Annotated in this window: 14 protein-coding genes; 8 read left to right on the top strand and 6 right to left on the bottom strand. The window is 64.1% G+C overall.

Features of this window, described 5'->3' with window-relative positions; translation table 11 throughout:
- Window position 1: 1 nt before the first annotated feature.
- The 4 genes from HZF03_RS08245 to HZF03_RS08230 all read right to left on the bottom strand — a co-directional run bounded on the left by HZF03_RS08245 (window position 2) and on the right by HZF03_RS08230 (window position 8,823).
- A complete protein-coding gene (locus tag HZF03_RS08245) occupies window positions 2-2,815 on the bottom strand; it encodes a hybrid sensor histidine kinase/response regulator (protein ID WP_011157186.1) in 2,814 nt (937 codons plus the stop codon).
- Between the two features lie 178 nt (window positions 2,816-2,993).
- Entirely contained in the window at window positions 2,994-5,144 is a 2,151-nt protein-coding gene (locus tag HZF03_RS08240; RefSeq protein ID WP_119019537.1) for a methyl-accepting chemotaxis protein, read from the bottom strand.
- A gap of 646 nt (window positions 5,145-5,790) precedes the next feature.
- Window positions 5,791-6,294 carry a response regulator gene (locus tag HZF03_RS08235; RefSeq protein WP_011157233.1) on the bottom strand — a complete coding sequence of 168 codons (504 nt, stop codon included), beginning with the start codon at window positions 6,292-6,294 and terminating at the stop codon, window positions 5,791-5,793.
- 177 nt (window positions 6,295-6,471) lie between these two features.
- A complete protein-coding gene (locus HZF03_RS08230; RefSeq protein WP_119019539.1) occupies window positions 6,472-8,823 on the bottom strand; it encodes a phosphoketolase family protein in 2,352 nt (783 codons plus the stop codon).
- Between the two features lie 378 nt (window positions 8,824-9,201).
- On the opposite strand from HZF03_RS08230, the gene HZF03_RS08225 reads away from it, so the two are divergent.
- Entirely contained in the window at window positions 9,202-9,852 is a 651-nt protein-coding gene (locus HZF03_RS08225; RefSeq protein ID WP_011157231.1) for a BON domain-containing protein, read from the top strand.
- 45 nt (window positions 9,853-9,897) lie between these two features.
- Here the strand turns inward: HZF03_RS08225 and HZF03_RS08220 are convergent, their stop codons facing one another.
- Together HZF03_RS08220 and HZF03_RS08215 are read right to left on the bottom strand one after the other, a co-directional pair.
- On the bottom strand, window positions 9,898-11,337 hold the full coding sequence (locus HZF03_RS08220; protein WP_119019538.1) for a serine/threonine protein kinase: 1,440 nt from the start codon (window positions 11,335-11,337) through the stop codon (window positions 9,898-9,900).
- A 3-nt stretch (window positions 11,338-11,340) separates the two neighbouring features.
- Window positions 11,341-12,081 carry a metallophosphoesterase family protein gene (locus tag HZF03_RS08215; protein WP_011157229.1) on the bottom strand — a complete coding sequence of 247 codons (741 nt, stop codon included), beginning with the start codon at window positions 12,079-12,081 and terminating at the stop codon, window positions 11,341-11,343.
- A gap of 221 nt (window positions 12,082-12,302) precedes the next feature.
- On the opposite strand from HZF03_RS08215, the gene HZF03_RS08210 reads away from it, so the two are divergent.
- The 7 genes from HZF03_RS08210 to hpaD all read left to right on the top strand — a co-directional run bounded on the left by HZF03_RS08210 (window position 12,303) and on the right by hpaD (window position 18,780).
- On the top strand, window positions 12,303-12,731 hold the full coding sequence (locus HZF03_RS08210; protein WP_011157228.1) for a hypothetical protein: 429 nt from the start codon (window positions 12,303-12,305) through the stop codon (window positions 12,729-12,731).
- Between the two features lie 157 nt (window positions 12,732-12,888).
- A complete protein-coding gene (bchE, locus tag HZF03_RS08205) occupies window positions 12,889-14,586 on the top strand; it encodes a magnesium-protoporphyrin IX monomethyl ester anaerobic oxidative cyclase (RefSeq protein WP_011157227.1) in 1,698 nt (565 codons plus the stop codon).
- Entirely contained in the window at window positions 14,558-15,268 is a 711-nt protein-coding gene (bchJ, locus tag HZF03_RS08200; RefSeq protein WP_179906285.1) for a bacteriochlorophyll 4-vinyl reductase, read from the top strand. The genes bchE and bchJ overlap by 29 nt, the downstream gene beginning before the upstream one ends.
- 28 nt (window positions 15,269-15,296) lie before the next feature.
- Window positions 15,297-16,646 carry an oxygen-independent coproporphyrinogen III oxidase gene (gene hemN, locus HZF03_RS08195; RefSeq protein ID WP_011157225.1) on the top strand — a complete coding sequence of 450 codons (1,350 nt, stop codon included), beginning with the start codon at window positions 15,297-15,299 and terminating at the stop codon, window positions 16,644-16,646.
- Window positions 16,647-16,900: 254 nt separating this feature from the next.
- Window positions 16,901-17,203 (top strand): preprotein translocase subunit YajC, encoded by a 303-nt coding sequence (locus HZF03_RS08190; RefSeq protein WP_011157224.1) that lies wholly within the window; start codon window positions 16,901-16,903, stop codon window positions 17,201-17,203.
- Window positions 17,204-17,358: 155 nt separating this feature from the next.
- Window positions 17,359-17,901: a VOC family protein gene (locus HZF03_RS08185; RefSeq protein ID WP_119019479.1), complete on the top strand. Its 543-nt coding sequence runs from the start codon at window positions 17,359-17,361 to the stop codon at window positions 17,899-17,901.
- Between the two features lie 27 nt (window positions 17,902-17,928).
- Window positions 17,929-18,780 (top strand): 3,4-dihydroxyphenylacetate 2,3-dioxygenase, encoded by an 852-nt coding sequence (gene hpaD / locus HZF03_RS08180; protein ID WP_119019480.1) that lies wholly within the window; start codon window positions 17,929-17,931, stop codon window positions 18,778-18,780.
- Window positions 18,781-18,795 lie beyond the last annotated feature (15 nt).

Here is an 18,795-nt window from a genome sequence, read left to right as displayed (position 1 = left end):
CTCATGCCGCCTGCTCCAGCACTTCGGGCGTCGCATGCATCGTGGTCTGCTCCTTCAGCGCCGCGATCAGGCCGGGCCGATCGAACTTGGCGATGTAGTCGGTCAGACCGGCCTGGCGGCCGCGCTCGATCGCCGCCGGCGACACCAGCGAACTCAGCGCGATCACCGGCAGGTTCGACATCTTGGTGTCGGAGCGGATCGCCTCGGCGAACTCGAAGCCGTTCATCTCCGGCATCTCGATGTCGGTCAGGATCACGTCGAACTGCGCACCCGAGCGCAGCACCGACAGGCCCTCGACCGCCGAGGTCGCGACCCGCACCTTGTAGCCCGCCGCCTTCAGCACCGGACCCAGCATGTTGCGGAAGAACGCCGAGTCATCGACCAGCAGCACCGAGCGGGTGGTCAGCGACTGCTTCATCTCCTTGCGCGCCAGCCAGTCGGAGAACGCCATCGGCAGGAAGTGCGCGACGTCGATCACCTCGGTGGCCTGGCCCTTGATCACCGCCGAGCCGAGAATGCCCTCGCGGCTGGAGCCGACCTGGATGTGCAGATGCTCCTCGACGATGTCGACGATCTCGTCGACCACAAGGCCCATCGACCGGTCCTCGTCGGCGAACACCAGGATCGGCTGCACGCCGCTGGTGGCGACCTCGACGCCTTCCATCAGCACCAAGGGCATCAGCTGGTCGCGGTACTGCACCATGTAGCGGCCGTTCGACATCTCGATCTTGTCGGAGGCGATCTCTTCCAGGCGCGTCACCAGCGACAGCGGCACCGCCTTCGGCTGGCTCGAGCCGGCGCGGAACACCAGCAGCGAGGTGAGCTGCTCGGCCGAGGCGTTGCGGCTCGCCGCCGCCTGGTCGGAGATATCGTGCTGCGCCGACACCGCGGTGCCGAGCGCCTGCGCGATCCCGTTCGGATCGACGATCATGATCACCGCGCCGTCGCCCAGGATGGTGTTGCCCGAGAACATTCCGATGTGACGCAGCTTGGTCGACATCGGCTTGACGACGATTTCTTCGGTGTGGAACACGCCGTCGACCACGATGCCGAAGGTCTGGCTGCCGACCTGGGTCACCACGATGAAGCCGTTCTCCGGCTCACTGTTGGCGCCCTCGTCGATGCCGAGCAGCTTCTTCAGATGGATCAGCGGCAGCAGCTTATCGCGCAGTCTGAGGACCGGGGTATCCTTGATCCGCTCGATGCGGTGCTCGGAGTTGGCGCGTGCCCGCACCAGTTCGACCACCGCGAGCTGCGGGATCGCGAACCGGTCGCCGCCGGCTTCGACGATCAGCGCCGAGACGATCGCCAGGGTCAGCGGGATCTTGATGGTGATGGCCGAGCCTTCGCCCGCGACCGACTTTACTTCAATCGTGCCGCCGATCTGATCGATATTGGTCCGCACCACGTCCATGCCGACGCCGCGGCCCGACACCGAGGTGACGGCGGCGGCGGTCGAGAAGCCCGGCGCGAAGATGAACTTGTGGATCTGCGCCTCGGTCATCTTCTCGAGTTCGGCCTCGGTGACGAGCCCGTTGGCCAAGGCCTTCGCCTTGATCCGTTCGGTGTCGAGCCCGCGGCCGTTGTCGGCGATGCAGATCACGATGTGGCCGCCCTCGTGATAGGCGGACAGGCGGATGGTGCCCTGCTCGGGCTTGCCGGCGCGCGCCCGGTCCTCGGGCTTCTCCAGCCCGTGGTCGGCGGAGTTGCGCACCATATGGGTGAGCGGGTCCTTGATCAGGTCGAGCACCTGGCGGTCGAGCTCGGTGTCGGCACCGTGCATCTCCAGCTCGATCTGCTTGCCGAGTTCGGCGGCCAGATCGCGGACGATGCGCGGCAGCTTCTGCCAGGCGTTGCCGATCGGCTGCATCCGGGTCTTCATCACCCCGTCCTGCAGCTCGGCGGTGACGGTGGAGAGCCGCTGCAGCGGCACCTTGAACTCGTTGTCCTCGTGGCGGCGGCTGATCTCGAGCAGCTGGTTGCGGGTCAGCACCAGCTCCGACACCATCGTCATCAGGTGTTCGAGGGTATCGACATTGACGCGGATCGACTGGTTGGCGACGCCGCCAGCGGCCCCACCTTCCGCTGCGCCCTCGCCTTCGCCGCCGGACTTCTTCGCCGCCGGCTTGGCGGCGGGTTTGGCGGGCTTGGCCGGCTTCGGTTCAGGCGGCGCGGCTTCGGCCACAGCAGCCGGAGCTTCGCTCACGGCCGGCTGCAACGGCGGCGAGGCCATCTCGATCTCGGTCTCGCGGAAGGCGCGCTCCAATTCGTCCAGCGACACTTCACCCGGCCGCAGCGGACGCTCCAGCGTCTGCGCCACCAGGGTGCCTTCGGTCGAATTGGCGTCGGCCGCCTCGGCCACAACAGCTTCGGCAGGAGCTTCGACTTCGGCGACCTCCACCGGCGCAGCGCCGCCGAGCTCGGCCGCGATCTCCTCCGGCGAGCGCATCGACAGCCGCTCCAGCTCCCCGATCAGGTCGCCGTCCTCGCCCTCGGGCTCGGCCTGGGTCGCCTCCAGCTGGGTCAGAATGTCCTTGATCCGGTCGATCGTGGTCAGGATCAGCGTCACCGCCTCTCCCGTCACCGGCATCCCGTCCCGGAATTTGCCCATCAGGGTCTCGGCCGCATGCGCAAGCGCTTCAAGCCGCGGCAACCCTAGAAACCCGCACGTTCCCTTGATGGTGTGAACAAGACGAAAAATATTGTCCAATATCTTCGCGTTGTTCGGCTCCTGCTCAAACCGGACCAACTGGTTGTCAACCGTGTCCAGGCTCTCGAAGGTCTCCGTCAAAAACTCACGAAGAAGATCGTCCATACGCGTTACGCCTTTCGCCTACACACCGGTAACCGCAGGACCCGCGGCCCTCCACTCGACGAGCGGAATTTATGTCCATTGCCAGCCATATCCGGCGGTGGCCTACGCTCTCGTTAATTTTGCGGCACGTAGGAGTACGAGCCAGTCGCACCAGACTGCGCCGGCAGGCGGACCGCGCTTAGGCGGCCCGCACCGTGCTGAGGAAGCGACTGACCTCGGTCTTCAGCCGGTTGCTGTCGTGCGACAGCGCCTGGGCCGCCGCCAGCACCTGAGACGACGCCGATCCGGTCTCGGCAGCGCCCTGGCGGACGCTGGCGATGTTCGAACTCACCTGGATGGTGCCGTGTGCGGCCTGCTGAACGTTGCGGGCGATTTCTTGCGTCGCAGCACCCTGCTCCTCGACCGCCGACGCCACCGTGGACGCGATCTCCGCCATCCGGTCGATGGTGATACCGATCTGACGGATCGCGGCGACGGACTCCTCGGTGCCCGCCTGGATGCCGGAGATCTGCTGGCTGATATCGCCGGTCGCCTTGGCGGTCTGCTCCGCGAGGATCTTCACCTCCTGCGCGACCACCGCAAAGCCGCGACCGGCTTCGCCGGCCCGCGCCGCTTCGATGGTGGCGTTGAGCGCGAGCAGGTTGGTCTGGCCGGCGATGTTGTTGATCAGTTCGACCACCGCGCCGATCCGCCCAGCAGCCTGCGACAGCTCGCTCACGCGATCGTTAGTGTGTCGCGCCTGGTTGACGGACTCGACCGCGATCCGCGCCGACTCCTGCACTTGGCGGCTGATTTCGCTGACTGACGACGACATCTGCTCGGTAGCCGAAGCCACCGACTGCACATTCGAGGCCGCCTGCTCGGACGCCGCAGCGACCGTGACGGTCAGCTCCCGCGAGCGCTCCGCAGTCGACGTCAACGAACTGGCCGAGGCTTCGAGCTCGGTCGACGCCGACGAAACAGTTTCGATGATCTCCCCGACTGCCGCTTCGAACTCATTGGCGAGCTGGAGCATATCCAGCTTGCGCTGCAGGGCAGTGCGCTGGGCTGCGTCCTTTTCTTCCTCGCGGCTGAAGAACAACTGGTTCTGCATCGCCTGAATGTTGCGCAGCGCAACGCCGGCCTCGTCATCGCGTTCGATCACGACACGGCTGTCAAACTTGCCCTGGGCGATGTTGCTCATCACCGTGTTGAGACGCTGCAGCGGAACGGTGATCGCCCGGGTCGTGAACACGCCGTTCAGGACGCCGAGAAACAGTCCGATCACCAGCAACGTGATCGAGATCGCCAGCATCGTGACGTATTCCCGCTGGCCACTGGAATACTCATCGCGCGCGCCCTGAACCTGCAGGGCGACCAGCTTATCCAATTCGGTCTTCGCCGCCATGAACAGGTCTTCCGCACGGCCGGTCATCAACTCGCCGAGCCGGTCGAATTCCCGGGCCGCCACCATTGCGATGCCAGGGCCGACCACCTCGTCGAAGTAAGCCTGCCGAGCGGCAGAAAACGCAGCGGCCACCGCCATTTCGCCTGCGGTGAGCCGCGTCGCCGTGTAGTCGGCAAACAGCTTATCGGAGCGCTCGCGGTTCGCGGCAATGCGGCCCGCAACGTCGCGGATCTGCTTGCCGACCTTGGCGCGAACCACCGCGCCGCGCAGCGCCATCGCATCGTCGAGCAGCCGCTCGTTGATCGCCGTCAGCTGTCCGAGCGGCACGGCGCGATCCTCATAAACCGACTGCAGTCGCTGATCCATGTTGTGGACCGCGTAGATCCCGGCAGCGCCGATGATCATCATGATCACCGCCTGCACTGCCACCATGGTGGTCAGGCGCGAGCGCAGCGTCCGGGTGAACATCCCGAGCCGGCCGAACCACGACCGCCGCCGGATAATGCCGTCATCGATCTTGTAGCCGTGCGCCTTGTTGTTTCGCAGCAAGGCATAGACGTGCGCGGCTTCGGCACGCTGATCGGCCGGCAGCTTGGTCCGCACCGACATGTAGCCGGTGACTTGGCCGTTCTCCCACAGCGGCGTGGCGCTTGCGAGCACCCAATAGAAACTGCCATTCTTGCGCCGGTTCTTGACCGCGCCGACCCATGGCCGTCCCGCCTTGAGCGTATCCCACAGATTCTGGAACGCCTCCGGCGGCATGTCGGGGTGGCGCACGATGTTGTGCGGCTGCCCCATCAATTCCTGCTCGCTGAAGCCGGACGCTTTGACGAACTGCTCGTTGAAATACGTCAGCCTGCCTTTCACGTCCGTCTTCGAAACGATCAGTGTGCCGTCGTCGAGCACGTATTCGTCGTCGGTGACAGGCAAGTTCTTCCGCATTTCAGACTCCAAACAGCTCAGAACCGACGGGCTTGGGCAGACGAAATTATTGTTGTTGAGGCGCGGCGATCGCAGGACCGAGCGCTGCTCGCGCCGACCGCACGGTCGTGCCGCTCGCGCGGGTCGTACAACCGGCGCGTGAAGCATTCTGAAAATGGGATAGCGGCTTTGCGGGCCTCGGATTCAGTCCAATTTCAGACTTCGCGCCAGACTCCGGATCAAACCGTGATCGACCTCGTGCAATCACCGGGATCGAACACGAAGGCGGCAACCAACATTTGGATGACAATCGACATTTCACACCTTCGGCTCGATCTGCTCGGCTGCACCGACTTTGCATAAGCGGTGATCAAAGCAGGATGCTTGCGCGACTGACCGGAAATATCGCCGGACAGTTACTTGGTATGAGCACGAGGATAGGAACCCAATTCTATCCTATTCGTAAAACTGTCTGAAAATACGATCGATTTGCTGTTTACGGCGGATCGGTGCGGTTGCCGAGCGTCACGATGAGTTAAGCGCAGTCACAAATCGAGCAGCAGTTAAGACAAACGTCGTAGTCAGCCCTGGCAGCTGTCCGGGAGATGCCTATGCGGGCGACACATCACCCGAGAATCAAAGCGAAGCGAACGGGCTGTGGAAGCGCTCAACCGTTGCGTTCAAAGCGGGGGCCGCACACCTCGCCCCACGAATGCACGATCGGCAGGCCGGCCACCGTGCTGCGCAGATTGGCGAGCGAGATGCGGAGTGCGGCGAGATCGATCGGCTTCGGGAAGCTCTGCAGCAGCTCCATGCCGAGCGATCGCGCCAGATCGCGCGAGGCACGGCGATGCGGCGAGCTCATGCCGCTGATCACGATCATCGGGCCTTCGTACTTGGCCGCCGCCATCGCCCGCATCACGTCGGCGCCGTCGCCGTCCTCCAGCTTGAGGTCCAGCGTGATGCAGTCGAAATGCTTGACGCGAATCAGGCCGATGCCTTCGGCGCAGGACGCGGCGTGGGTCACCGCGTAGCCGGCCTTCTCCGCCGCACCCGCAATCAGCATGCGCTGCGTGGCATCGTCATCGATCACCAGCAGATCGAGCAGGCCGAGCAGCTTGTCGGCGTGGATACCATTCTGCTCCGCCTCGGTTCGCTGTTCACGACGCATCACTCAGCTCCCTAACCCGTCACGCGATCGACGAGCGATAGCGAGGGTGCTGCAACCGTCGGTTAATGCGAAGAGGCAATGCGCCAAGATGGCGCATTGCGGTGTGCGGGTGGTTGATGGTGCCTTGACCGGACCGGCGCAATTGTTCGGATCGCGCCGGCCCTTGGCGTCAACAGATCAGGCCGACCAGCGCCAGTCGCGGACCTCCGGCAGATCGTCGCCGTGCTCGCCGATATACAGCTTGTGCCGCTGCATCGTCGCCCAGTAGCGCGAGGTGGCGGCGTCGCGCTGATCGGCGAGCCGCGGAATCCGCAGGATGGCGTCGAGCGCCAGGCGATAACGGTCGAGATCGTTCAGCACCACCATGTCGAACGGCGTGGTGGTGGTGCCCTCTTCCTTGTAGCCGCGGACGTGGATGTTGACGTGGTTGCGGCGGCGATAGGTCAACCGGTGGATCAGCCACGGATAGCCGTGGAAGGCGAAGATCACCGGCTTGTCGGTGGTGAACAGCTCGTCGAAGCGGCGGTCGTCCAGGCCGTGCGGATGCTCGGAGCTCGGCTGCAGCACCATCAGATCGACCACGTTGACGACGCGGATCTTGATGTCCGGTACGTACTGGCGCAGCAGCGTCACCGCCGCCAGCGTCTCGACCGTCGGCACGTCGCCGGCGCAGGCCATCACCACGTCGGGCTCGCCCTCGTCGCTGGCCCAATGCCAGATCCCGGCGCCGGTGGTGCAGTGACGGACGGCGGCGTCGATATCGAGCCACTGCCATTCCGGCTGCTTGCCGGCGACGATCAGGTTGACGTAGTTGCGACTGCGAAGGCAGTGGTCGGCCACCGACAGCAGACAGTTGGCATCCGGCGGCAGATAGATCCGCACCACGTTCGACTTCTTGTTGGCGACGTGGTCGATGAAGCCGGGATCCTGGTGCGAGAACCCGTTGTGATCCTGGCGCCAGACGTGCGAGGTCAGCAGATAGTTCAGCGACGCGATCGGCTTCCGCCACGGGATCGTGGCGCACGCCTTCAGCCATTTGGCGTGCTGATTGAACATCGAGTCGATGATGTGGATAAACGCCTCGTAGCACGAGAAGAAGCCGTGGCGGCCGGTCAGCAGATAGCCTTCGAGCCAGCCCTGGCATAGATGCTCGCTGAGCACCTCCATCACCCGGCCGTCCGGACTGAGATCGACGTCGACATCCTCGATCGCCGCCATCCACTCCTTCGGCGAGATTTGCAGCACCGCATCGAGCCGGTTCGAGGCGGTTTCGTCCGGGCCGAACAAGCGGAAGTTTTCGCTCTCGAGGCTGTTCTTCATCACGTCGCGCAGGAACGTGCCGAGCACCCGCGTCGCCTCGGCCTTCAGCGCGCCGGGCCCGGTCAGCGTCACCGCGTAGTCGTGGAAATCGGGCAGCGACAGCGGCTCCAACAGTTCGCCGCCATTGGCGTGCGGATTGGCGCTCATCCGGCGACGGCCGGTCGGCGCCAGCGCCTGCAGCTCGTCGCGCAGCTTGCCGGTGGCGTCGAACAGCTCATCGGGCCGGTAGCTGCGCATCCAGTCTTCGAGCAGCGTCAGATGCTCAGGATTTTTGAAGTCCGCGATCGGTACCTGATGGGCGCGCCAGGTGCCCTCCACCGGCTTGCCATCGACCTGCTTGGGGCCGGTCCAGCCCTTCGGGGTCCGCATCACGATCATCGGCCAGCGCGGCCGCTCGGTGGCGCCGTGGTTGCGCGCCTTGTCCTGAATGGAGCGGATCTCGCCGAGCACACGCTCCAGTGTCGCAGCCAGCGTCTGGTGCACCACCGCCGGATCGTCACCTTCGACGAAGTGCGGCTCATAGCCATAGCCGCGCATCAGGTCGGTGAGTTCCTGCGGCGTGATCCGCGCCAGCACGGTCGGGTTGGCGATCTTGAAGCCGTTCAGATGCAGGATCGGCAGCACCGAGCCGTCGCGCGCCGGATTGAGGAACTTGTTGGAGTGCCAACTCGTCGCCAGAGCGCCGGTCTCGGCCTCGCCGTCGCCGACCACGCAAGCGACGATCAGATTCGGATTGTCGAACGCCGCGCCATAGGCATGCGCCAGCGAGTAGCCGAGTTCGCCGCCCTCGTGGATCGAGCCGGGCGTTTCCGGCGAAACGTGGCTCGGCACGCCGTGCGGCCAGGAGAATTGTCGGAACAGCCGCTGCATGCCGTTGCGGCTGCGCTCGATCGCCGGATAGCGCTCGGTGTAGGTGCCTTCCAGATACGCGTTGGCAACCAGGCCGGGCCCACCATGGCCGGGACCGGTAATGTAGATCATGTCGAGATCATGCTCGGTGATCAGCCGGTTGAGATGCACGTAGAGGAGATTGAGGCCGGGGGTCGTACCCCAGTGGCCAAGCAGGCGCGGCTTGATGTGGTCGAGCTGCAGCTTCTGATCGAGTAGCGGATTGTCCTGCAGATAGATCTGTCCGACAGACAGGTAGTTCGCGGCGCGCCAATAGGCGTCCATCTTCTGCAACAGATCGTTGGACAACACGTCGGGCATCATCATCTCCAGATTATCAGTCGAGGCGCGCCAGAGCGGCGCAGATGCAGGGCCGGTGCCCTGCAGGCGGGTTCACTTCCACGTCACACGGTGCGGCGCGCCCCCGCGCACGGCGATGATGGCTGCAAACAATGTCAGCTTTGCGTGACATAGTCATGCGCGAACGCAACGCAATGTGAGCAATCATGCAGCAATCGAGTGCCGACTGCGCACGCCAGCACGCGGCGAGATCAATGACAGTGCCGCGACGCACCGCCTTGCTGAGGTTTGATGCGGATCAATCGCAAAGGCCCAATCTCGTTGATTCTGATCAATGTGTTTGCAGCGCGAGCAACCAAGATGCCGCGCGTCAGCGTAGCGGTACTCTTGAGGCCACGAATGTCCGAGTCCCAGCTTCGTCAAAACATCCTTGACGAGTTCGAATTCGATCCGAGCTTCAACAGCGGCCACATCAAGGTTGCTGTCGAAGCCGACAGAGTGATCCTCAGTGGTCACGTTATGAGCTATGCGGACAAGGTCGCGGCGATCGCTGCGACCCGCCGCGTCAAAGGCGTGCACGCGATCACCGACCACCTCGAAGTCCGCTCGCCGTTCAATCGAACCGCCGACGATCAGATCGCACAGCGAGCCTGCGACCTCCTTGAATGGAACGTGCTGGTTCCGTCGAGCTCGGTCGACGTCCAGGTCGAGAACGGCTGGCTGACGCTGAGCGGCACGGTGGATTGGCACTTCGAACGCGCCGCCGCCGAAGACGATGTCCGCAAGCTCGCCGGCGTGATGGGCGTCACCAACAACATCGTCATCAACAATCCACTCGCCGATCATTCCTGCATCCGCGACAAGATCGAGTCGGCGCTGCGCCGCCACGCCGAGATCGGATCGAAGACCATCCGTGTCACTGTGAAGAACGGCAACATCGTGATCCTGGAAGGCCGGGTCGACACCTGGGACGAACGTCGCGCGGCGCAAAATGCCGCATGGTCGACTCCAGGCGTAGCAGCGGTCGATGACCGTCTGATGATCAACTGATCCAGGATTCCCGCACGTCGGAGATTCTGCCCGTCTGACGCGGGATCACGCGTCCTGCGCGCCAGCTCGCGGCCCGCTGCGCGGCGGCGCCAGCTGCGGCTCGCGCACGATCGTCACCGTGCAACTCGCCTCGCCCGCCACCTTGGCCGAGACGCTGCCGAGCAGCGAGCGCAACACCGAACTGCGCCGCGCACCGATCAGGATGTGATCGACACGGCTGGCCTGGGCGAACTCCAGAATCGCCGACGCCGGATCGACCGCCTCGAGCACGTGCACGGTAAGGCGGTCGTCTTCGAGCTTCAGCGGTTCGGCCCAGTGCCGAAGCTGCACCAGGCGATCGACGTGCTTGTTGTGGCCGTGCTCGTCGAGCGTGCGATCGATCGTCATGCGGCCGAGCTTGAGCACGTTGAGACAGGCGAGCCGCGCCGACGGCAGCGTGGCGAGGATGCGCGAGGCTGTGGTGCGGAGCGCATCGTTGAGTGCTCCGGAGCCTTCGGCAACATCGATGGCCACCGCCACGATCGGGGCCGATGCGAGGTGAGCCGCCATCGACTCGACGGCGCGCGGCCGGGTCAGTTCCTTGTTGAAACGGCGGCGCAGCACGGTGCGCAGCGGATCATGTTTGAGCTTCTCCGAGCGGGTGGTCAGCTTCACTTCGCTGGGATGGGTCAGGTCGAACACCAATTGCGCCGCGGTCGGATAGCGCCACGCCGGCTCGATCTCCAGACAGCGTAGCACGATCTCCTGCAGCCACAACGGATAGTCGGGCCGCAGCTTGCGCGGCGGATGCGGATCGCGCCACAGCCGGCGACGCATGCCGTACATCGTCTCGGTCTCGCCGAACGGCCGTACTCCCGTGGTGAAGAAATACAACAACACGCCGAGCGCAAACAGATCGCTGCGCGGCTCGTCGCGCACGCCAAGTAGCCGCTCCGGTGCCATATAGGGAGCGGTGCCGAACGGCAGCCGGAATTCCTCCTGCATCAGGTCCGGCAGTTGGTCGCTGCAGGCCAGGCCCATATCGAGCAGCACCGCCTCGCCGCTCGGGCGAAACATGATGTTGCTCGGCTTGATGTCGTGATGAATGACGTGCTGGCGATGCAAGTCCGCGATCGCGGTGGCGATCTTGGCGGCGATCGCCACGGCTTCATCATAGCCGAGCGGCAGTTCAGGGAGGCGCGCCAGCAGCGGCTCGCCCGCAATGCGCTCCATCACGATATAGGGCTGGGTCGAGAAGTCCTGCATCGCCACGAATTTCGGGACGTGCGGCCCCGACAGTCGCGGCATCAGCATCTGTTCCATCTCGAAACTGACGATCGCGGCCGGATCTTCACCCTCGCCGATCCGCGGGATCTTCATCACCATCGGCGTTGGATCGTCGTCACGGCGCACCTTGAACAACGTCGCCATGCCGCCGCGATGGATCGCCTCCTCGATGATGAAACCGTCGATCGTCGAGCCTTGCTCGAACGTGACCTCGTCCATCGCCTAGCGCCCCACCAGCAAGCGATCGGCGAGCCACAGCGGCAGGCCGTTGTCGCGAATGCGCCGCGCCGCTTCGCTGGCGTCATACGCCACCCGGCAATAGGTCAGCTCGTGCTTGACAGTGTCGTAGAGCGCGTAGGCCGCGGCCGGATTGCCGTCGCGCGGCTGCCCGACCGACCCGAGCACCGCATGCCACTGCCGCCCCGGCAACAGGTGCACCGGCACGTCCGTCGTCGGCACAAAGGTGGTCATCTTGCCGGTGACGGAGAGCGAATACAGCGCCGGCTTGTGGACGTGACCGCAGAAGGTGACGTGCGCCGATACCGACTGCATGCTGCGGGAGGCGATCGCGGTGTCGGTGACGTAGATCCAGGACTCCGGCCGCGTCGCTTCCGAATGCACGAACAGCAGGCTGTGCTCTTCTTGGCGCATCGGCAGGTCGGCCAGGAACTTGCGCTGCGCCGAATCGAGTTGGCCGCGCGTCCATTCGATCGCGGCCTCCGCTTCGGCGTTCATCTGTACTTTTGGATTACCGATCGCGGCATCGTGATTGCCGAGCACCGCGACAGCGCCGTCGGCGACCAGGTCGCGGACGGTACTGACGGTCCAGTCCGGGTCGGCGCCGTAGCCGACGTAATCTCCCAGTAGAACGACGCGCTCGATGCCGCGCTCGCGCGCGTTGGCGAGGCATGCGGTGAACGCCGGCCGATTGGCGTGAATGTCGGCGAAAAGCCCCAGCAGCACCGCGCCCCCTCCTGCTTCCTTTACCGCCCCCGCAGGGGCGTCTTCCCATCGTCGTTATGGCGCCGGCGCGTGTCCGCCTCGGGCGAAAATTCGCACGGCCCGGCCGGAGTTTACGGCCTGTCTTTGATCGATCGCAACCGCGTTGCACTCCTTGATCCAGCGCAATGGGAGGTGCGTGCTTGTATGAGTATATCGCGCGGCAAGTTGCGTTGGAGGCGCTCATGACCGCACCCGGCAAGCCGACAAAAACCGCGCCCGTGACAGAAGCCGTCGCCGACGTCGTCCGAGAGTGGGAAGAGATTGCAGGAAGTCCGAGCGAACTCGAAGCTTTCGGCCGAGCCATGGCCAACATGGTCAAGGACCTTGGACTGTCGCCGGCCGAAGTCCGCGCGCTCGCGACCAAGGGGACCAGCGCCAAGGAGTTACCTTGCCTGCTCGAAGCGCTGCGCATCAGCATCCGTGCGCTCGCCGAGAAGGAGCCGATGCTGCTCAACGATCTGCGGCGCACCTGCGCCGTGTGTGACCACAAGCTGGAGTGTGACGCCGATATCGCAGCCGGTACGTTGATCCCTAGCTATCAGCGCTACTGCTTGAACGTCGATACGCTGGACGCTCTCAGCCACGACACCAATTTCGTAGCGGAGTCGTGATTCCTTCCGATCTGCGCGGCGTTTCTCGCCGCGACTTATCAGCGGCGAAACGCAGACGGCGTCTCGCCTAGTACCAAAGCACCATTCGTTTGATCTGCGTCAACAATCGTTGACATCGCACATGTCATCGTTTCTTGACAATCATGGGAGAAAGTCAGTGCGCATCCTTCTCATTCACCCGAATTATCATTCCGGTGGCGCGGAGATCGCCGGCCACTGGCCGCCGGCATGGGCCCCCTATCTGGCAGGCGCGCTGAAGGCGAACGGATTCGCCGACATCAAATTCGTCGATGCGATGACCGAGGAGATCTCCAACGAAGGTCTCGCCAAGATCATCTCCGACTATCAGCCCGACCTGGTCGGCGCCACATCGATCACCCCCTCGATTTACGCGGCCGAAGAAGCACTGAAGGTCGCGAAGCAGGTCAACCCGAAGATCGTCACCATGCTGGGCGGCGTGCATGCGACCTTCATGTATCAGCAGGTGCTGAGCGAAGCGCCGTGGGTCGACGTGATCGTCCGCGGCGAAGGCGAAGAGATCGTCGTCGAGCTGGCGCGCGCCGTTGCCTCGGGCAACTGGCCGGCGAACCGCTCCGAGATCAAGGGCCTCGCCTACACCGAAGGCTCCAACGGCGAGAGCCAGATCGTCGCCACCGCGGCGGCTCCGACGGTCAAGGACCTCGACGCCATCAAGCCGGACTGGGGCGTACTGAACTGGAATCTGTATCGCTACATTCCGATGAACACCCGCGTGGCGATCCCGAACATGGCGCGCGGCTGTCCGTTCACCTGTTCGTTCTGCTCGCAGTGGAAATTCTGGCGCGACTACCGCGTCCGCGATCCCAAGAAGGTGGTCGACGAGATCCAGGAGCTGGTCGAGAAGTATGACGTCGGCTTCTTCATCCTCGCCGACGAAGAGCCCACCATCAACCGCAAGAAGTTCATCCAGTTCTGCGAAGAGCTGATCGCGCGCGGCCTGAACAAGAAGGTGCAGTGGGGCATCAACACCCGCGTCACCGACATCCTGCGCGACGAGCAGCTGCTGAAATTCTACAACGAAGCCGGCCTGATGCACGTCTCGCTCGGCACCGAAGCGGCGGCTCAGCTCAAGCTCGACCTGTTCAACAAGGAGACCAAGATCTCCGACAACAAGAAGGCGATCCGCCTGCTCCGCGAAGCCGGCATCGTCGTCGAAGCCCAGTTCATCGTCGGTCTCGACTCCGAGACCCCGGAGACGCTGGAAGAAACCTACCGCATGGCGATGGACTGGAAGCCGGACCTCGCCAACTGGTCGATGTACACCCCGTGGCCGTTCACGCCGCTGTTCAAGGAACTGTCCGACAAGGTCGAGGTGTTCGACTTCGCCAAGTACAACTTCGTCACGCCGATCGTGAAGCCGGCGGCGATGGAACGCGGCGAACTGCTCGACCGGGTGATGAACAACTATCGCCGCTTCTACATGTACAAGGCGTTCTTCTCGTATCCCTGGTCGGGAACGGGACGTCGGCGTCGCTACCTGCTGGGCTGCCTGAAGGCGTTCCTCAAGGCCGGCTTCGAGCGCAAGTTCTACGACCTCGGCCGCGTCGGCTATTGGGGTCCGCAGTCGAAGAAGAAGGTCGACTTCCAGTTCGACACCACCCGCAAGATCTCGCACGCGCAGATGGCGGACTGGGAAGCCAACGCCGACCGCTCCCGCAAGGCGGCCGCCTCTCAGATGGCGATCGTCTCGGCCTGCGGCGGTGGTACCGACCAGATGGAAGAGAGCGAAGCCGATGCCAAGGCGGCGCTCGCCAAGACCGTAACCAGCCGCGTGGCGGACAGCACCCATGACGCAGGTTCGGTCACCCGTCACTGACGTGGAAACGCATTCGGCGATGTCCGAGATCGGACCCAATGCCGTCATCCAACTGATCCACGCGCTCGACGCGGCCGGCCTCCAGCCGGCCGCGAAAGAGATCTTCTCCGAGGCGGCGGCGAGCGACTGGCTCGCCGCTCCGCCTTCGGTGATGGTCGACGAACGCCCGGTCGCAGCGATCCATCAGGCGGTGCGCCGCGTGCTACCGCAGCAGCAGGCCGCAGCGGTTCTCGCCGACGCGGGGCTGCGCACCGGCGATTACATCCTGGCCAACCGGATTCCGAAGCTCGCGCAGGCGGTGCTGAAGATCATGCCGGCCTCGATCGCCGCCAAGATGCTGACCAAGGCGATCACTGCGCACGCCTGGACGTTTGCGGGTTCGGGCAAGTTCTCCGCGCGCGCCGGCAAGACCGTGACGTTCGAGATCGCGGCCAATCCGCTGTGCGCTGGCGAACACGCCGATCACTATGTCTGCGTCTGGCACGCCTCCGTATTTCAACGGCTATTCCAGTCGCTGGTGTCGCCCTATACACGAGTGACCGAGACGGCGTGCGGAGCACATGGCGACAATTGCTGTCGCTTCGTGGCGGATTGGACCTCGATCCCCGACGCCGCCAATATTTACGCCAGCAGGCGATCAGAGCCGATCGCAGGCCAGTCAGAAACCCTTTCCGCGCGTTGATCCGCGGGCGATCAGAGAGATCACGACGATGTCGTCTGCCCTCGACAAATACGCCAAGAGCTCGGTGCCGCGCTACACCAGCTATCCCACCGCACCGCATTTCGCGAAGGACTTCCCGGAGTCGATCTATCGCGGCTGGCTCGCCCAGCTCGACACCGACGAGCCGGTCTCGCTGTATCTTCATGTGCCGTTCTGCAAGCAGATGTGCTGGTACTGCGGCTGCAACATGAAGCTGGCGGCGAAGTACGATCCGGTCGCCGACTACGTCGAGCACCTGATCGACGAAATCGATCTGGTCGCGGACGCTCTCCCCGGCACCATGCCGGTGCGTCATCTGCATTTCGGCGGCGGCACCCCGACGGTGATCGATCCGCAGGATCTCGGCGCGCTGATGACGCTGCTGCGCGAGCGCTTCGAGTTCCTGCCCGATGCCGAGATCGCGATCGAGAGCGACCCGCGCACGCTGACCGAAGACATGGCCGCCAAGATCGGCGAGCTCGGCTTCACCCGCGCCAGCTTCGGTGTGCAGGAATTCGACCCGAAGGTGCAGGAAGCGATCAACCGCGTCCAACCGCCCGAAATGGTCGCGCGCGCGATGCAGCTGTTCAAATCGGCCGGCGTCGAGCGCATCAATTTCGACCTGATCTACGGCCTGCCCTATCAGACCGCCGAAGACCTGCGCCGCACCGTCGAACAGTGCGTCGAGATGAAGCCCGACCGGGTCGCGCTGTTCGGCTACGCTCACGTGCCGTGGGTCGCCAAGAACCAGCGGATGATCCCGGACGAGTCGCTGCCGAAGCCGGAGCTGCGCGCCACGCAGGCCGAGACCGCTGCCGAAGCCTTGGTGAAGGGCGGCTATGTCCGCATCGGCATCGACCATTTCGCGCTGCCGGGTGACTCGCTCGCGATCGCGGCCAAGACCGGCGAACTGCACCGGAATTTCCAGGGCTACACCTCCGACGCGGCGCAGACCCTGATCGGCCTGGGCGCCACATCGATCGGCCGCACCCCGAGCGGCTATGTGCAGAACATCAGCGAAACCGGTGCCTGGTCGCGCGCGGTCGAAGCCGGCAAGATCCCGGTCGCGCGTGGTCACGCTCTGACCCAGCAGGACAATCTGCGCGCCCACGTGATCGAACGCATCATGTGCGACGGCAAGGTCGACCTCGCCGCAGCCGGCAAGGCCTTCGGCTGTGGCGAAGACTGGTACGCGCCGGAGCAGGACTCGCTCGCCGAACTGCAGCGCGACGGCGCCGTGGTGTGCAACGGCAGCAAGCTGACGCTGACGCCGGAAGGCGTCCGGCTGTCGCGTGTCGTGGCGTCGGTGTTCGACACCTACCTGCGCAACTCGTCGGTCCGGCACTCGATCGCGGTCTGACCGACCCTACAATATTACCAAACACGAAAACGCGCGCTTCGGCGCGCGTTTGTCGTTTTGATGCAGCTCAATTGCAATTTCGCGGTTGGGTGGATTATTACCGCCGACGGTAATCTAGCAGTCCTCAGTATCCTTACGGAGCTGCATCTTTAACGGAAAATACCACATCTAGCAGCCTAATCGCCGCGTGGTTCTTCCCGTGCGGGTCGGCAACGTCGCAGCCCTCCACGATCGAACCAATCGAGGTACGTGCAATGGCCCACAAACTCAAAGTCACCGACGACATGGTTGCCAAGGCCGCCGCCGCATTCCGCGCCGCCAACGGCAACGAATTGTTCTGCCTCCGTGCCGCGTTGGAAGCCGCACTCGCCAACGAAACATTCTCGGTCGGCGACGAAGTCACGACCCAGGGCGGCGCCACCGGCATCATCCTGTCGATCAACGGTGACGAAGCGCAGATCTCGTGGTCGTGCCGGGGCAAGACCAGCACCAAGCTATCGGAGCTCGAACACATTGAGCACGCCGAGTCGGTCCTGGCGGACAACCGCGCCGCCTGATCCCTACTGACTGCCTCGCGCCGGCCGCTGCCGGCGCCATGCTCGCCGGCCGGCGTCTCTAACGCCGGCGGCTGGATCGTTGATCCACGTCAACCTCCCGACAGGCTGGTTTGATCCAATGCGGATCAAATGCACAAAACAATCGGGAGGACATCATGCAAATCCAGCAGATCCATCACGTCGCCTATCGCTGTAAGGATGCCAAGGAAACCGTCGCGTTCTACGGACGAGTGATGGGCATGGAGCTGATCGGCGCGATCGCTGAAGACAAAGTGCCGTCGACCAAGGCGCCCGATCCCTACATGCACATCTTCCTCGATGCCGGCGCCGGCAACATCCTGGCGTTCTTCGAGCTGCCGAACTCGCCGCCGATGGGCCGCGATCCGAACACCCCGGACTGGGTACAGCACATCGCCTTCCAGGTCGATGACGTCGACACGTTGATGGCGGCGAAGCAACGCGCTGAAGCCGAGGGCCTCGACGTAGTCGGTCCGACCGATCACACCATCTTCAAGTCGATCTACTTCCGCGATCCCAGCGGCCATCGGCTCGAGGTCGCCGCCTGGACCGCGACGCCGGAGCAGCTTGCCCAGATGAAGAGCGTCGCTCATGCGATGGTCGACGAATGGGCGGTGACCAAGCAGCCGCCGCGACACACCGCGTGGCTGCACCAGAAGGAATTCGCCGACGCCGAATAGCACCAGCACGACTCGGGAGTTGCACCGATGGGCAAGCTGGTACTGGCGGCCAAGGTCAGTCACGTCCCCTCACTGATGCTGTCGGAGACCTCCGACAGTCCGCTACGTCAGGCACGGGCGGGCGCCGTCGCGGCGCTACGCGAACTTGGACGTCGCGCAAAAGAGCGCGAGGTCACCACCTTTGTGGTGTTCGACACCCACTGGCTGTCGAACTTCGGCTATCACATCAACGCCAATGCGCAGCACCGCGGCTCGTTCACCAGCCACGAAGCGCCGCACATGATCCAGGATCTGCGCTACGACCTGCCGGGCGATCCGGCTCTGGCGCAGGCGATCGCCGCCGAGGCACAGAGTCACGGATTGAAGGCCCTGGCGCATCAGGTGCCGACGCTCGGGCTCGAATACGGCACCATCGTGCCGATGCACTATCTCAATCCCGACGGCTGGGCGAAGGTGGTCTCGATCGCTTCGCCACTGTTCACCTCGATCGAGGAGAGCCGCGCGCTCGGCGAAGCCACCCGCCGCGCGATCGATGCCACCGACGAACGCGTCGCGATCCTTGCTTCGGGATCGCTGTCGCACCGGCTATGGCCGAACAAGGATCTCGGCCCCGATGCCTGGACCACCATCGCAAGTGAGTTCAACCGTCAGGTCGACCTGCGGGTGCTGCAGCTTTGGCAAGAGCGGCGTTACCGCGAATTCACCGCGATGCTTCCGGACTACGCGGTCAAGTGCAACGGCGAAGGCGGCATGGCCGATACCGTGATACTGTTCGCAGCGCTCGGGTGGGACGATTACACCGGCGAGGCCGAGCCATTATGCGATTATTTCCCCTCCAGCGGCTCCGGCCAAGTCAATGTCGAATTTCATGTGAGTTAATTTGCACGTGTATTC

The sequence above is a fragment of the Rhodopseudomonas palustris genome, assembly GCF_013415845.1.
Taxonomy (GTDB): Bacteria; Pseudomonadota; Alphaproteobacteria; order Rhizobiales; family Xanthobacteraceae; genus Rhodopseudomonas; species Rhodopseudomonas palustris_F.
This window is presented reverse-complemented; position numbering and strand designations above follow the sequence as displayed.

Excerpts from the sequence above, each read along its gene's own strand:
- bchJ (WP_179906285.1), top strand. The coding sequence starts at position 14,558 with ATGACGCAGGTTCGGTCACCCGTCACTGACGTGGAAACGCATTCGGCG.
- HZF03_RS08210 (WP_011157228.1), top strand. The coding sequence starts at position 12,303 with ATGACCGCACCCGGCAAGCCGACAAAAACCGCGCCCGTGACAGAAGCC.
- HZF03_RS08190 (WP_011157224.1), top strand. The coding sequence starts at position 16,901 with ATGGCCCACAAACTCAAAGTCACCGACGACATGGTTGCCAAGGCCGCC.
- HZF03_RS08240 (WP_119019537.1), bottom strand. The coding sequence starts at position 5,144 with ATGCGGAAGAACTTGCCTGTCACCGACGACGAATACGTGCTCGACGAC.
- HZF03_RS08225 (WP_011157231.1), top strand. The coding sequence starts at position 9,202 with ATGTCCGAGTCCCAGCTTCGTCAAAACATCCTTGACGAGTTCGAATTC.
- hemN (WP_011157225.1), top strand. The coding sequence starts at position 15,297 with ATGTCGTCTGCCCTCGACAAATACGCCAAGAGCTCGGTGCCGCGCTAC.
- HZF03_RS08235 (WP_011157233.1), bottom strand. The coding sequence starts at position 6,294 with ATGCGTCGTGAACAGCGAACCGAGGCGGAGCAGAATGGTATCCACGCC.
- HZF03_RS08185 (WP_119019479.1), top strand. The coding sequence starts at position 17,359 with ATGCAAATCCAGCAGATCCATCACGTCGCCTATCGCTGTAAGGATGCC.
- HZF03_RS08245 (WP_011157186.1), bottom strand. The coding sequence starts at position 2,815 with ATGGACGATCTTCTTCGTGAGTTTTTGACGGAGACCTTCGAGAGCCTG.
- HZF03_RS08220 (WP_119019538.1), bottom strand. The coding sequence starts at position 11,337 with ATGGACGAGGTCACGTTCGAGCAAGGCTCGACGATCGACGGTTTCATC.
- HZF03_RS08230 (WP_119019539.1), bottom strand. The coding sequence starts at position 8,823 with ATGCCCGACGTGTTGTCCAACGATCTGTTGCAGAAGATGGACGCCTAT.
- hpaD (WP_119019480.1), top strand. The coding sequence starts at position 17,929 with ATGGGCAAGCTGGTACTGGCGGCCAAGGTCAGTCACGTCCCCTCACTG.